Annotated in this window: 16 protein-coding genes; 7 read left to right on the top strand and 9 right to left on the bottom strand. The window is 73.4% G+C overall.

Going from position 1 to position 13738, the window contains the following annotated elements; all coding sequences use genetic code 11:
• Window positions 1-4: 4 nt before the first annotated feature.
• The 7 genes from ACIP93_RS29835 to ACIP93_RS29805 all read right to left on the bottom strand — a co-directional run bounded on the left by ACIP93_RS29835 (window position 5) and on the right by ACIP93_RS29805 (window position 5869).
• Window positions 5-766: an urease accessory protein UreD gene (locus tag ACIP93_RS29835; RefSeq protein WP_401763587.1), complete on the bottom strand. Its 762-nt coding sequence runs from the start codon at window positions 764-766 to the stop codon at window positions 5-7.
• Window positions 763-1455 (bottom strand): urease accessory protein UreG, encoded by a 693-nt coding sequence (gene ureG / locus ACIP93_RS29830; protein ID WP_345225345.1) that lies wholly within the window; start codon window positions 1453-1455, stop codon window positions 763-765. The genes ACIP93_RS29835 and ureG overlap by 4 nt, the downstream gene beginning before the upstream one ends.
• Before the next feature lie 31 nt (window positions 1456-1486).
• Window positions 1487-2182, bottom strand: a complete 696-nt coding sequence (locus ACIP93_RS29825; RefSeq protein WP_401763694.1) for an urease accessory protein UreF — start codon at window positions 2180-2182, stop codon at window positions 1487-1489.
• 782 nt (window positions 2183-2964) lie between these two features.
• Window positions 2965-4728 carry an urease subunit alpha gene (locus ACIP93_RS29820; RefSeq protein WP_401763585.1) on the bottom strand — a complete coding sequence of 588 codons (1764 nt, stop codon included), beginning with the start codon at window positions 4726-4728 and terminating at the stop codon, window positions 2965-2967.
• Entirely contained in the window at window positions 4721-5053 is a 333-nt protein-coding gene (locus tag ACIP93_RS29815; protein ID WP_345225339.1) for an urease subunit beta, read from the bottom strand. Before ACIP93_RS29815 ends, ACIP93_RS29820 begins: the two co-directional genes overlap by 8 nt.
• The gene (locus ACIP93_RS29810) at window positions 5050-5352 is read right to left on the bottom strand and encodes an urease subunit gamma (RefSeq protein WP_189826297.1); all 303 of its coding nucleotides are present in this window, start codon (window positions 5350-5352) and stop codon (window positions 5050-5052) included. Before ACIP93_RS29810 ends, ACIP93_RS29815 begins: the two co-directional genes overlap by 4 nt.
• Before the next feature lie 235 nt (window positions 5353-5587).
• Window positions 5588-5869: a type II toxin-antitoxin system Phd/YefM family antitoxin gene (locus ACIP93_RS29805; RefSeq protein WP_345225331.1), complete on the bottom strand. Its 282-nt coding sequence runs from the start codon at window positions 5867-5869 to the stop codon at window positions 5588-5590.
• Between the two features lie 114 nt (window positions 5870-5983).
• Here ACIP93_RS29805 and ACIP93_RS29800 point away from each other — a divergent pair, with 114 nt between their 5' ends.
• From ACIP93_RS29800 to ACIP93_RS29790, 3 genes are all read left to right on the top strand, one after another.
• Window positions 5984-6616, top strand: a complete 633-nt coding sequence (locus ACIP93_RS29800; RefSeq protein ID WP_345226693.1) for an ATP-dependent Clp protease proteolytic subunit — start codon at window positions 5984-5986, stop codon at window positions 6614-6616.
• Window positions 6617-6623: 7 nt separating this feature from the next.
• Window positions 6624-6932: a hypothetical protein gene (locus ACIP93_RS29795; RefSeq protein ID WP_345225324.1), complete on the top strand. Its 309-nt coding sequence runs from the start codon at window positions 6624-6626 to the stop codon at window positions 6930-6932.
• 593 nt (window positions 6933-7525) lie between these two features.
• Complete coding sequence (locus ACIP93_RS29790; protein WP_345226692.1) at window positions 7526-7972, top strand: C40 family peptidase; 447 nt, start codon at window positions 7526-7528, stop codon at window positions 7970-7972.
• Between the two features lie 127 nt (window positions 7973-8099).
• Here ACIP93_RS29790 and ACIP93_RS29785 read toward each other — a convergent pair whose 3' ends face one another.
• Window positions 8100-8531 carry an ATP-binding protein gene (locus tag ACIP93_RS29785; protein WP_401763583.1) on the bottom strand — a complete coding sequence of 144 codons (432 nt, stop codon included), beginning with the start codon at window positions 8529-8531 and terminating at the stop codon, window positions 8100-8102.
• 236 nt (window positions 8532-8767) lie between these two features.
• Between ACIP93_RS29785 and ACIP93_RS29780 the strand changes: the two genes are divergently transcribed.
• Both ACIP93_RS29780 and ACIP93_RS29775 read left to right on the top strand, forming a co-directional pair.
• Window positions 8768-9625: a helix-turn-helix transcriptional regulator gene (locus ACIP93_RS29780; RefSeq protein WP_345225320.1), complete on the top strand. Its 858-nt coding sequence runs from the start codon at window positions 8768-8770 to the stop codon at window positions 9623-9625.
• Between the two features lie 39 nt (window positions 9626-9664).
• Window positions 9665-9889 (top strand): DUF397 domain-containing protein, encoded by a 225-nt coding sequence (locus tag ACIP93_RS29775; RefSeq protein ID WP_345225318.1) that lies wholly within the window; start codon window positions 9665-9667, stop codon window positions 9887-9889.
• A 17-nt stretch (window positions 9890-9906) separates the two neighbouring features.
• Here the strand turns inward: ACIP93_RS29775 and ACIP93_RS29770 are convergent, their stop codons facing one another.
• Entirely contained in the window at window positions 9907-11064 is a 1158-nt protein-coding gene (locus tag ACIP93_RS29770) for an 8-amino-7-oxononanoate synthase (RefSeq protein WP_401763580.1), read from the bottom strand.
• Between the two features lie 204 nt (window positions 11065-11268).
• On the opposite strand from ACIP93_RS29770, the gene bioB reads away from it, so the two are divergent.
• Window positions 11269-12444 carry a biotin synthase BioB gene (bioB, locus tag ACIP93_RS29765; RefSeq protein WP_401763577.1) on the top strand — a complete coding sequence of 392 codons (1176 nt, stop codon included), beginning with the start codon at window positions 11269-11271 and terminating at the stop codon, window positions 12442-12444.
• A complete protein-coding gene (locus tag ACIP93_RS29760) occupies window positions 12437-13732 on the top strand; it encodes an adenosylmethionine--8-amino-7-oxononanoate transaminase (RefSeq protein ID WP_401763575.1) in 1296 nt (431 codons plus the stop codon). Before bioB ends, ACIP93_RS29760 begins: the two co-directional genes overlap by 8 nt.
• Window positions 13733-13738: the final 6 nt, after the last annotated feature.

Below are 13738 nucleotides of genomic sequence, written 5' to 3'. Positions count from 1 at the left end.
CCGCTCACCCCGACGGTACGCCGTCCTTGACATCGCTCAGCGCCACGTCCAGTACCTGGCGCAGCGCCCTGGCATCAGGGGCCACCGCCGTCACCAGTACCGCCTCACCCCCCAACGGGGTCAGAACCGCGGTCTCGCCGAGCAGGCGGGGCCGCGGTTCGCTGTGTGCCGTCCCTTCCCGCACGACGAGGAGCTGACCGGTCGCGCGATGGCCGCCCAGCACCGCGCCGCCGTCCCAGCCGCCGGGCGCGCCCGGACCGTACGCCAGTTCCTGGTCGAGGAGCGGGCGTCCGGCGCGGCGCACGGTGAGGCGGGTGAAGAGGGTGCCGGTCTCCTCGCCGTGGCGGCCCAGGACCTGTTCCTCGCGCAGCACGAGGCGGGCGGAGGGGGCGAGATCGACGGTGGTGGTCATGCGCAGGTCGCTGCCCCGGGCGGAGATGAGCTGCTCGGGAAGCCAGTGCAGCTCGGCGTCCTGACCCACCGTCAGGCGCACGTCGTAGTGCGCGCGTCGGGCGAGCCGGCCCGGCAGCGCGACGGTGGCCGCCGCCGCGTCCACCGTGAGCGCCGCCCCCTCCAGGACCTCCACCTCGACGGCGAGCCGGTCGCCGCCGAGGGGTGCGCTCATCGCGCCGACGACGGTGACCCGGCTGCGGTCGGGGCCGTCCGCCGATCGCGTACGCCGCAGGGCGAGCGGTCCTTCGCCCGCCAGGACGGGGAGCCTGCCGCCCGGGGCGGCGACGACGCGGGCGGTGGCGGTGAGACTCACGCGGCGGGCACGGCGGGCGCGGTCCAGGCGGCGAGCTGCGCGCGCACCCAGTCGGCGATCGGCTTGACCTGCTCGCCGGTGGTCAACGACGTGAAGACGACGGGGAGTTCGCCGCGCTGCTCCTTGGCGTCGCGGGCCATCCGCGCCAGGTCGGAGCCGACGTGCGGGGCGAGGTCGGTCTTGTTGATGACGAGGAGGTCGGCGGTGGTGACGCCGGGGCCGCCCTTGCGCGGGATGTCGTCGCCGCCCGCCACGTCGATGACGAAGATCTGGGCGTCGACGAGTCCCTTGGAGAAGGTGGCGGTGAGGTTGTCGCCGCCGGACTCGACCAGGATCAGGTCGAGCGGACCGACCGCCTCCTCCAGGTCCTCCACCGCTTCCAGGTTCGCGGAGATGTCGTCGCGGATGGCGGTGTGCGGGCAGGCGCCGGTCTCGACGGCCTGGATGCGCTCGGGCGGCAGCACGGCCTGTCGGAGCAGGAATTCGGCGTCCTCGCGGGTGTAGATGTCGTTGGTCACGACCGCGAGGGAGAGGGTGTCGCGCAGTTCGCGGCAGAGCGCGGCGACGGTGGCGGTCTTGCCGGAACCGACCGGGCCGCCGAGCCCGATGCGCAGGGCTCGGCGGGTGCCGTCGGGGCGGTGGGCGTCGGCGCTGACGGCGGTGGCGTGGGGGCCGTGGTCGAGGTGCATGGTGCGGGCTCCTTGGCTTGCGGGGGTGGGTCTAGGAGGCGAAGAGGCGTACGGGCCAGGCGGCGTGGGCCTCCGCCGTGATGTCGAGCAGCGGGGCGGAGGCGGCGGGCAGGGCGTCGACGCCCCGGCGGGCGGCGTCGGCCGCGCGTTGGGCGACTTCGTCCATCTCGGGGGCGAGGCGGGCGAGGACGCCGGTGGCCTGGAACGGGTCGAGGCTCAGCAGCCGGACGGCCGCGGTCGCGGGCCCGCTGACGCACTCGTACACGGCACAGTGCGCGGCGTCCTCGGGCCCGAGCCCGGCGGCCCGGGCGGCGAGCCCGAGCACGACGGGCTGGTGCACCCCGCGCGGCCGGGCGGCGGCGAGCGCGTCCAGCTCCGGGGAGGGCCAGGTGGCGCGGGCGGCGCGCATCATCTGCCGCCCGAGCTTGCGGGCGGTGGCGCGCAGGGCGGGCGAGGGGGTGCGGGCGTCGGCCGCCGCGTCCAGTTCCAGCGGATCGAGTCCGGCCGCCGCGCCCGCCGCGAGTCCGGCGGCGGTGAGCCCGGCGGTGTGCAGGCGTCCCCGGCAGAACGCGGCGAGATCGCGGTGATCGGTGATCCGTCCGGCCTTGACGGCGGCCTCGGCTCCCCCGGAGTGCGCATGCCCCCCGGCCGGAAACCGGCCGTCGGCGAGGACGAGCAGGGCGGCCCGCGAGGTGGCCCCGGCGGGCGTCGCACCCGCGTGGGCCACGGCCTCGGCCCGCCGACCGGCCCCGTCGGCCCTGTCGGCTTCCGCAGGCGGGGAGGGGGTGCTCCCTGCGGGCGCGAGGGCGGCGGGCGCGGCATCCGCCCTGCCGGGGGTGCCGGGGGCGCCGTTGCCGCCCGAGGAGGACGGCTCAGCTCCGTCGGCACCGCCCGGGACGGGCGACGGCGGCGGAGGGGCCGGCCTGGCGGGGGCGGGGCGCACCGGGGCGGTGTCTTCCGGTGCGGGACGCATGTCGGCGGCCGGGGGGCGCGCGGCGGGCGGCGGTCCGTCGTGTCGGCTGCCCGGTGCCGGGCGGGTGACCGCCGCGAGCCGCTCCCCCAGCGGGGCGAGGCGTGCTCCCGGGCGGCCCGACGGGGGCCTGCCCGGCAGCGGACGCCGTCCTGCGGGGCGTACCGGTGACGGTCCGGCGGACGCGGCGTCGGGCGCCGTCACCGCGGGGCCGCCGCCCGGGGCGGCCGGCGCGGACCGCCCCGGCGGGACGCCCGCAGCCGAGGCAGGACGGCTCGGGCCCGCGTCCTCGCGGCGGCGCGCCGTGTGCGTGACGGTCGTACGGGTGCCACCATTCGCCCGGGAGGCTTCCGGAGCGACGGAGGGGACGGAGGTGTCGGGGGCACAGGAGGCATCGGGGGCGACGGGCCGTGGCGATGCGCCGCCCCGCCCCCCTGGGGACGCGGCAGGTGCGCCGCCCCGCGCCCGTGAGGGCGCAGCCGGTGCGTCTGGCGGTCCGGTGTGCGCGGCAGGGCCTTGGAAGTCCATGGTCCGGGCTCTCAGAAGAGGAAGTAGCGCTGGGCCATGGGCAGTTCGGCGGCCGGGGCCGGGTCGACGGGGTCGCCGTCGATGGTCACCGTGAAGGTGTCCGCGTCGACCTCGACCCTCGGCATCGCGTCGTTCTCCCGCATGTCCGCCTTGGTGACCCCGCGTGTGCTGGTGATCGGGGCGAAGGTCTTGCGGATGCCGTAGCGGTCGCCGAGGCGTTCGGCGATGCCGTCCTCGACGGCGGCTTCCGCGACGAAGTTGAAGGAGTTCGCGGCGGGGGCCACGCCGGTCGCCCCGTACATCGGGCGCGGCAGGACGGGCTGCGGGGTGGGGATGGAGGCGTTGGCGTCGCCCATCTGCGCGTACGCGATCTGGCCGCCCTTGATGACGAGGAGGGGCTTGACGCCGAAGAAGGCCGGTTCCCACAGGACGAGGTCGGCGAGCTTGCCGGGTTCGACGGAGCCGATCTCGTGGCCGAGGCCCTGGGCCACGGCGGGGTTGATGGTGTACTTGGCGACGTAGCGGCGGGCCCGGTGGTTGTCCGCGCGGCCGTCGCCGGGAAGGGCGCCGCGGCGCTTCTTCATCACGTGCGCCGTCTGCCACGTACGCAGGATCACCTCGCCGACGCGGCCCATCGCCTGCGAGTCCGAGGAGATGATCGAGATCGCGCCCAGGTCGTGCAGGATGTCCTCCGCCGCGATGGTGGAGGGGCGGATGCGGGACTCGGCGAAGGCCAGGTCCTCGGGGACCGCCGGGTTGAGGTGGTGGCAGACCATCAGCATGTCGAGGTGTTCGTCGAGCGTGTTGAGGGTGTGCGGGCGGGTGGGGTTGGTGGAGCTGGGCAGCACGTGCGGCTCGGAGACCACCGTGATGATGTCGGGCGCGTGACCGCCGCCGGCGCCCTCGGTGTGGTACGCGTGGATGGTGCGGCCCGCGATGGCGGCGAGGGTGTCGCCGACGAATCCGGCCTCGTTCAGGGTGTCGGTGTGGATGGCGAGCTGGGCGCCGGTCTCGTCGCAGACGGACAGGCAGGCGTCGATCACGGCGGGGGTCGCGCCCCAGTCCTCGTGGATCTTGAAGCCGAGCGCGCCGCCCCGCAGTTGGGCGTGCATCGCCTCGCGGGACATCGTGTTGCCCTTGCCGAGCAGGCCGATGTTGACCGGGCAGTGCTCCAGCCCCGCGAACATCCGGGCCAGGTGCCAGCCGCCGGGGGTGACCGTGGTCGCCTTGGAGCCCTCGGCCGGGCCCGTGCCGCCGCCGACGAGGGTGGTGATGCCGGAGGACAGGGCCGCCTCGACGACGGTCGGGGAGATGAAGTGGACGTGGGCGTCGATGGCGCCCGCGGTGACGATGCGGCCGTTGCCCGCGATGATCTCGGTCTCGGGGCCGATGACCAGGTCGGGGTGGACGCCGTCCATGGTGTCGGGGTTTCCGGCCTTGCCGATGCCGGTGATGCGGCCGTCCCGGATGCCGACGTCGGCCTTGACGACGCCCCAGTGGTCGAGGATCACGACGCCGGTGACGACGGTGTCCGGGGCGCCCTCGGCCCGGGTGGTGCGGGCCTGGCCCATCGACTCGCGGACGACCTTGCCGCCGCCGAACACCGCCTCGTCGCCCGCGCGTCCGGGGCCGCCGGAGCGGTCCTCCTCGATCTCGATCAGCAGGTCGGTGTCGGCGAGCCGGATGCGGTCGCCGGTGGTCGGGCCGAACAGGTCGGCGTAGACCGGCCGGGAGATCCCGGGGTGGGTCGAGCCCGGGGGCGTACGGTCAGACATCGAGGGCACCGCCGATCTCCCCGCGCAGACCGGCGACGATCCGCCGTCCGCCCAGGGGTACGAGTTCCACGTCGACGGGGACGCCGGGCTCGAAGCGCACGGCCGTCCCGGCGGCGATGTTCAGCCGCTGTCCGCGGGCGGCGGCACGGTCGAAGTCGAGGCCCGGGTTGGCCTCGGCGAAGTGGTAGTGGGAGCCGACCTGCACGGGCCGGTCGGCCGCGTTGAGGACGGTGAGGCGGGTGACGGGGCGGCCCTCGTTGAAGAGGACGGGCCCGTCGCCGTACAGGATCTCGCCGGGTACGACCGGCCGGGGCGAGGGGGTCACTGGATCGGCTCGTGCACGGTGACGAGCTTGGTGCCGTCCGGGAAGGTGGCCTCGACCTGCACGTCGTGGATCATCTCCGGGATGCCGTCCATGACTTCGTCGCGGTGCAGCACCTTGCGCCCGGAGGACATGAGCTGGGCGACGGTGTGGCCGTCGCGGGCGCCTTCGAGGATGTGCGAGGTGATGAGAGCGACCGCCTCGGGGTGGTTGAGCTTCACCCCGCGCGCCCTGCGCTTCTCGGCCACGTCGGCGGCCACATGGATGAGCAGGCGTTCCTGCTCGTGCGGGGACAGCTGCACGCTTCCCACCTCCTGGTTGTCAAACACCCTGCGCAGGTACGCGGCGGGGGCACCAGAAAGGTGTAAAGGGCACCCGCCTCGGCGCAGCGGGACCATATCCGAATTCAACAGGTCGTTGAGTCGTCAACCCCGGCCACCCGGCCAGGAATTGCACGTTAGAGCCCGAGTTTTTCCAACGCGTTAACTGATGCTTTGCCAGCCCATGATCAACCGGACCCCCGGTCGGCGCGGTTCCTCAGCGCCGTTCCTCGCCCCGGTGCTCGGCCGCGATGCCGAAGCGGTGGCGTTCGCCCGGAGCGGACAGCGAGCCGCCCAGCGCGGAGACCGAGCTGATCACCTGCTCCTCGGCCGCCGCCTCCGGCTCATTCTCCAATCGCTCCAGGTCAGCGGCCGAGACGAGGGCCACGAGCGGCTTCCCGTGCCGCGTCACGACCACCCGCTCGCCGCCGTAGACGACGCGGTTGATCAGGTCGGCGAGCTCGGCCCGGGCTTGCGTCACCGGAATCTCGTAGGTCATGCTCCCCATCGTACTGAACGTACGTCCTGTACATTTTTTACAGAGGCAGGCGCACGCCGCACTTCAGCCGAAAGAGAGCGCGCCATGAACCGTTCCGCGATGACCCCGCCGCACCTGCTCCGGCCCTCCGCCCGGTACGTGCTGCCGTCCTTCACCGAGCGCACCAGCACCGGAACCCGCACCCTCGACCCGTACTCGAAGATGCTCGGCGAGCGGATCGTCTTCCTCGGCACCCCGGTCGACGACGCCGCGGCCAATGACATCGCCGCCCAGTTCATGTATCTGGAGCACGACGCCCCCGATCAGGACATCTCGCTCTACATCAACTCCCCCGGCGGCTCCTACACCGCCATGTCCGCCGTCTACGACACGATCCAGTTCGTCGCCTGCGACGTGGAGACCGTCTGCCTGGGGCAGGCGCTGGACGCCGCCGCCGTGCTGCTGGCGGCCGGGACCCCCGGCAAGCGCTGCGCCCTGCCCGGGGCGCGCGTCACGCTCAGCCAGCCCGCCCTGGACGAGCCCGCCCAGGGGCAGCCCTCGGACCTGGAGATCCACGCGGCGGAGCTGGTGCGGCTGCGCGCGATGACCGCCGGGATGCTGGCCCGGCACACGGGCAGGCCCACCGAGCAGATCGAGGCGGACTTCGACCGTACGAAGGTCCTGGACGCGCCGGCCGCACAGGAGTACGGCCTGGTCGACCGCATCGTCGCGAGCCGCCGGGCGGCGATGACCCCCACCGGGCGGTGAGCGGGGCGTGCTGCCGCCCGAACTGCCCCCGCTGCCCGCGCTGACCCGTGCCGAGTGCGCGGTGGTGGACGCCTACCTGGAGGTCGTGGACCTGCTCGGCCGGATCAACCCGGCCCGCTCCACGGACACTTACGGCGCGGTGCGCGCCGCGCAGGCCCTCGTCGGGCGGGCCGCCGCACTGCGCGAGGCGCTCACCCTCATGCACGACAGGGGGGAGAGCGGACTGCATCCGGTGACCTTGGGGCGGGCGCTGCGCGTCCTGGACGGCGAGCGGCGGGCCGGACGCCTCACGGTGCCGCCGGAACACGCCAGTTGATCACCGCCGTCGGTGTGCGGGGTGTCGTACGAGGACCAGTACGCCTCCCCCGTTCGGCCCACCCGGGTCTACGGCGTCCGTACTGATCGAGTTGCGCCGTACGGCGGGCGCCTGCACGGAATGAGCTGTTCCGGTGCTGGTGCGGGGCTCCCTGGGGGTCGACGCGCAAGATCGGTGCGCCACTTGTCCACCCGAACGGCCGAGGGGTGAGGAGCCTCACAAACCCCTGCTCCCACTCGGAAACCGGCCGTCGACCGGGTCAAGATCCGTGGGACGACAAGCCCCCGCCGTCGTGGCGGGGCGGTCCTGGCGGGCGTCGCACGAACTTCGGGCGCCGGCCGGGACGTCTGGTCGACGAAGGGTTGCGCATGACTGCGCACGTCAACTGCCGCATTACGGAGAACGACGACCCGGCGAGGAACGGCCCGGGAACGCACCGTCCGGCGAAGGACGGACCGGGGAGGGGCCGCCCGGCGAACAACGGCCCCACGGGACGTCACCGGGCACACAGCGGTCCGCCCGCGGAGCGTCCGGCGCGCGGCGGCGGCCGGCACGCGAAGAACGGCCCCCGGCCCGCGCAGAGCGGCCCGTCACTGCTGGCCAGGGCCTCCACCGCGTCCGCCCTCACCTTCGCCGTGGTGGGCGGCGGACTGCTGGTCCCCGGAGCCTCCGCGGAGGCCGAGGCGGCCACGCTCGCGACGAAGGCGCTCAACATCGCCGCCTCCAAGCGCGGCGCCCCCTACAAGTACGGCGCCGCCGGCCCGTCGAGGTTCGACTGCTCGGGGCTGACGCTGTACTCGTTCAAGCGGGCCGGGAAGACCCTGCCGCGCACGGCGCAGTCGCAGTACAACAAGACCCGGCACATCTCCGCCTCCCAACGCCAGCGCGGCGACCTGGTGTTCTTCCACCGCGGGCGCAGCGTCTACCACGTCGGCATCTACGCCGGGTCGAACAAGATGTGGCACTCGCCGCGGCGCGGCACGGTGGTGCGGCTGGAGCGGATCTGGACCAAGAGCGTCTGGTACGGCCGGGTGAAGTGACGGCCGGGTGACGTGACGGCGGGCCCGAGCCCGGGGTCCGGCCACCGTCCGGCGCGCCGGGGGCACGCTCCCCGGCGCGCCGTCGCCCTTCCCGGCCCTTCGCGTCCTTCGCTGCGCGCGGAAGCCGTCACCGCTGCACGGACACGGTCCACGGCACGGCGATCCACACCGTCTTGCCGCCCTCGGCGGTCGGCGTGACCGAGAGCCGGCCGCCGCACTCGGCGACGAGCGAGCGGATGATGACCATGCCCCGGCCGTTGTCCTGCTGGACGGCGGCGGGCAGCCGCTGGGGCCAGCGCGGATGGCTGTCGGTGACGCCGACGCGCAGCCGCTCGTCCCGGTCGAGCTGGACGTCCACGGTGAAGGTCGGCGACTGGCCGAAGGTGTGCTGCACGGCGTTGGTGGCCAGTTCGGAGACGATCAGCCGGACCGTGTCGGCGGTCTCGGAATCCGCCGGCAGGCCCCATGCGGCGAGGACTTCCGCGACGTGTTTCCGGGCCGTGGACACCGAAGCGGGATCGCTCGGCAGGGTGACGGATACTTCCTGGTGATCTGCCATGGCGACGCTGTCCCTTTCCCACCGGGGCCGGACTCTGTGTCGTACGCGGAATGGTGCGGGGCCGGCCCCGGACCTGTTCCGCGCCAGAGTGTCACTCATGGTGTGCGCGCGGGCGGTGTTCCTCCCAGGCATACATATATCTGCCACTCAAAGTAGTGAACTCTACGACGCAAGACCGTATGTGACCTCAGACTGACTTCCGGCGGGGATGGGATGCACCACCGGAAGGAGCCGCAATGCGCCACGGTCCCGCGGTACGCCGCCGCAAACTCGGGGAGGAATTGCGCAAGCTGCGCGACAGGGCGGGGCTCACCAGCCCGGAGGCCGCGCGCCTCGTCGGCTGGCACCAGTCGAAGGTGAGCCGGATCGAGACCGGCCGCAGTGGGGTCAAGACCGAGGACGTGGCCAGGCTGCTGGAGGTGTACGACCTCCAGGACCCGCAACTCAGGCTGCTCCTGGAGGCGTTGGCGCAGACGTCCGGCGAGTCGGGGACCCAGTGGTGGCACGCCTACCGGGGGCTGCTGCCCAGCCAGTACCGGGACTTCATCTCCCTGGAGTCACAGGCGTCCCGGGCCCGCACGCTGGAGACCTCGGTGATGCCGGGACTCCTCCAGACGCCGGACTACGCGCGTGAGGTGACGCGGGCGATGCTGCCGGGACTGTCGGCGGGGAAGATCGACACCCTGGTCGAAGTGCGGCTGGCCCGGCAGGAAGTACTGCGCTCACGGGACCCGTTGGCGCTGAGCGCGGTGCTGGACGAGGCGGTGCTGCGCCGGCGGGTGGGCGGCGGGCCCGTCATGAAGGAACAACTGCGGCATGTGCGGGCGGCAATGGAATTGCCGCACGTCCGGTTACAGGTGCTCCCCTTCGCGGCGGGCGCGCACACGGGCCTCGCCGGTGCTTTCGTCATCTTCTCCTTTCCGGCCATTTCAGATCTGGATGTGGTTGTTATCGACCACTTGGCGAGTAGCCTCTCCCTGGAGCGGAAAGAAGACCTCGCGGAATACTCCGCGGCATTCCGCAGGATCCAGGAACAGGCCCTGTCCCCGCAGGAGTCGCTGCACCTGATCGACGACATCGAAAGCGGCGCCTGACACATCCCCGTAACCGGTGACGACGCGCAGGGAGACGCCATGTCCCCACACTTCGGAGTCGTACCTTCCAGCTCGCTTCTGCCCGACGCAGCGTGGCGTCGCAGCAGTCGCAGCACCGGCATGAACAACTGCGTGGAAACCGCTGCTGCCCCCGACGGCCTGCGGGCCGTCCGGGACTCCAAGCGCGTGCTGCTGCCCGCCCTCCTCTTCACCCCGCACGCATGGGAGCGCTTCCTCGGCGCGGTGCGCGAAGAGGCGCTCTGACCTGCGACTGACGCCCCTCAACTCGCGGGTGCGGTACGGACGACGGTGTCCACCGCACCCGCGATCTGCGTGTCGTCCAGATCGGCCCGCGCGGTCAGCCGCAGCCGGGAGATCCCGTCGGGCACGGACGGCGGCCGGAAGCACCCCACCCCGAGTCCCGCCGCGCGGCAGTCCGCCGCCCACCGCAGCGCCGCCCCGGCGGACGGCGCCCGTACCGAGACCACGGCCGCGTCCGGCACGGCCGCGACGAGGCCGGCGCCGGTCAGCCGGCGGTGCAGCGAGGACGCGACCTCGCGCGCCCGCGCGGCCCGGCCGGGCTCCCGGCGCAGCAGCCGCAGCGCGGCGAGCGCCCCGCCGGCGGCGGCCGGGGCGAGCCCGGTGTCGAAGATGAAGGTGCGGGCGGCGTTGACCAGGTGGTCGATGACGTGCGCCGGCCCGAGCACCGCTCCGCCCTGGCTGCCGAGCGACTTCGAGAGGGTGACGGTGGCGACGACGTCCGGAGCCCCGGCGAGTCCTGCCGCGTTCGGCGCGCCGCGCCCGCCGGCGCCGAGCACGCCGAGCCCGTGTGCGTCGTCGACGACGAGACCGGCCCCGAACTCCCGTACCACAGCGGCCGTCTCGGCCAACGGGGCGGCGTCCCCGTCCACCGAGAACACGGAGTCGGTGACCACGACGGCCTCCCCGGTGTGCCCGTCGAGGCACTTGCGCACGGCGGCGGGGTCGGTGTGCGCGGCGACGGCGGTCTCGGCCCGCGAGAGGCGGCAACCGTCCACGATGGAGGCGTGGTTGCCCGCGTCCGAGACGATCAGGGAGCCGGGCGCGGTCAGCGCGGTGAGCGCCGCGAGGTTGGCCGCGTACCCGGAGGACAGGACGAGCGCGGCCTCGAATCCGGTGAACTCGGCGAGTTCGCGCTCCAGTTCGGCGTGCAGCTCGGTGCTCCCGGTGACGAGCCGCGACCCGGTGGCCCCCGCGCCCCACCGGTGGACGGCGTCGGCCGCGGCGGCGGTGACCTCCGGGTGCCGGGTCAGCCCGAGGTAGTCGTTGCTCGCGAGGTCCAGCAGGGGGCTGTCGGCGGCGCGCGGCCGCAGCGTCCGGACGAGCCCGGCGCGCTCCCGGCGCGCGGCCTCCGCCGCGAGCCGTCCGAAGGGGGTCGGGGCGGTGACGCGCTCAAGCATGGGTGGACCCTCCGTGGAGCCGGGGACGGGATGCGCCCCGTGGCGGCGGGCGCGCACACGGGCGCGGACCGCTTTTGTAGGCAGCCCACAGACACTAGCCGCCCCGATCCGCTGTCAGGGTGTGGCAATACCCACACCCCGAACAGGCACCGTTGTACGAATCCTCCTTGGCCCGGAGCGGGGCCATGGTTCAGGATCATGCGCATGGACCTGCTGAACACACTGGTGGAGAAGGGGCTGCGGCGCGAGCTGCCGACCCGCGAAGAAGCGCTCGCCGTACTGGCGACGACGGACGACGAACTGCTCGACGTGGTGGCCGCCGCCGGCAAGGTGCGCCGCCAGTGGTTCGGGCGGCGGGTGAAGCTCAACTACCTCGTCAACCTGAAGTCGGGGCTGTGCCCGGAGGACTGCTCGTACTGCTCGCAGCGGCTCGGTTCCAAGGCGGAGATCCTCAAGTACACCTGGCTGAAGGCCGACGAGGCGTCGAAGGCGGCGGCGGCGGGCGTGGCGGGCGGCGCGAAGCGGGTCTGTCTGGTGGCGAGCGGGCGCGGCCCGACCGACAAGGATGTGGACCGCGTCTCGAAGACCATCGAGACGATCAAGGAGCAGAACGAGGGCGTCGAGGTGTGCGCCTGCCTCGGCCTGCTCTCCGACGGCCAGGCCGAGCGCCTGCGCGCGGCGGGCGCGGACGCGTACAACCACAATCTCAACACCTCCGAGTCGACATACGGCGACATCACCACGACGCACACCTACGCGGACCGGGTGGAGACGGTCCAGCAGGCGCAGGCGGCGGGCCTGTCCGCCTGCTCGGGGCTGATCGCGGGCATGGGCGAGTCGGACGCCGACCTCGTCGACGTGGTCTTCGCCCTGCGCGCACTGGACCCGGACTCGGTGCCGGTGAACTTCCTCATCCCCTTCGAGGGCACCCCGCTGGCCAAGGAGTGGAACCTGACGCCGCAGCGCGCGCTGCGCGTCCTGGCGATGGTCCGCTTCGTCTGCCCGGACGTGGAGGTACGGCTCGCGGGCGGGCGCGAGGTGCACCTGCGCACCATGCAGCCGCTCGCCCTGCACCTGGTCAACTCGATCTTCCTGGGCGACTACCTGACCAGTGAGGGCCAGGCGGGCCAGGCGGACCTGGACATGATCGCGGACGCGGGCTTCGAGGTGGAGGGCACGGACACGACGACGCTGCCGGGGCACCGCGTGGGCGGCGGCTGTGGTTCGACTGCCGCCGCCGCGGAGGAGGGGTGCGGTTCGGTGTGCGGTACGACGGCGTCCGAGGAGCCCGCCGTGCCCGCCGCGCGCGAGGAGGCCCGTACGGACCTGGTCGCGGTACGGCGCCGTGGCGCGGGAACGGACCTCGCCCCCAATGCCTGACCTGCCCTTCTCCCCCGCCGACCTCCTCCGCCTGGACCGGGAGCACGTCTGGCACCCGTACGGTCCGATGCCCGGCCGCACCGAGCCTCTCCTCGTGGAGTCGGCGTCGGGCGTGCGCCTGCGCCTGGCCCGGCCGGCGTTCGGCCGGACCGAGCTGATCGACGGGATGTCGTCCTGGTGGTCGGCGATCCACGGCTACAACCACCCCGTCCTCAACGAGGCGGCCCGCGAGCAGCTCGGCCGGATGAGCCACGTGATGTTCGGCGGCCTCACGCACGAGCCGGGCGTGCGGCTGGCCGCGAAGCTCGTCGAGATCACCCCGGAGCCCCTGCGCCATGTCTTCCTCTGCGACTCCGGTTCGGTGTCGGTCGAGGTCGCGGTCAAGATGTGCCTCCAGCACTGGCGTTCGGTGGGCCGCCCGGCCAAGCAGCGCCTGCTGACCTGGCGGGGCGGCTACCACGGGGACACCTGGCAGCCGATGTCGGTGTGCGACCCCGAGGGCGGGATGCACGAGCTGTGGCAGGGCCTGCTGCCGCGTCAGCTCTTCGTGCCGGAACCTCCCGTCGCGTACGAGGAGACGTACGCGCAGTTGCTGCGCGACACGATCGCCCGGCACGCGGACGAGCTGGCGGCGGTGATCGTGGAGCCGGTGGTGCAGGGGGCCGGCGGGATGCGCTTCCACGCGCCGGAGTACCTGCGGGTGCTGCGCGAGGCGTGCGACGCGCACGACGTCCTGCTCGTCTTCGACGAGATCGCGACGGGCTTCGGCCGCACGGGCACGCTCTTCGCGGCCGGACAGGCGTCGGTCTCACCGGACGTGATGTGCCTGGGCAAGGCGCTGACCGGCGGTTATCTGACCATGGCGGCGACGCTGTGCACGGCGGGGGTGGCCGAGGGCATCTCGCGGGGCGAGGTGCCGGTGCTGGCGCACGGGCCGACGTTCATGGCGAACCCGCTGGCCGCGGCGGTGGCGTGCGCGTCGATCGACGTGCTGCTGTCGCAGGACTGGCAGGCGGAGGTCAAGCGCCTGGAGGCGGGGCTGCGGGAGGGCCTCGCGCCGGCGGGCGAGCTGCCGGGGGTGCGGGAGGTGCGGGTGCTGGGCGGCATCGGCGTGGTGCAGCTCGACCACGAGGTGTCGATGGCGGCCGCGACGGAGGCCGCGGTGCGCGAGGGCGTGTGGGTGCGGCCGTTCCGGGACCTGGTGTACGTGATGCCGCCGTACGTCACGGGGGACGAGGACCTGGAGCGGGTGACGCGGGGGGTCTGCGCGGCGGCCCGGGCGGGGTAGGGGCGG

The organism is Streptomyces sp. NPDC088745 (genome assembly GCF_044751045.1).
Classification (GTDB): Bacteria; Actinomycetota; Actinomycetes; order Streptomycetales; family Streptomycetaceae; genus Streptomyces; species Streptomyces cremeus.
Note: the sequence above shows the minus strand (reverse complement) of the source record. Positions and strands in the feature narration are given on the sequence as shown.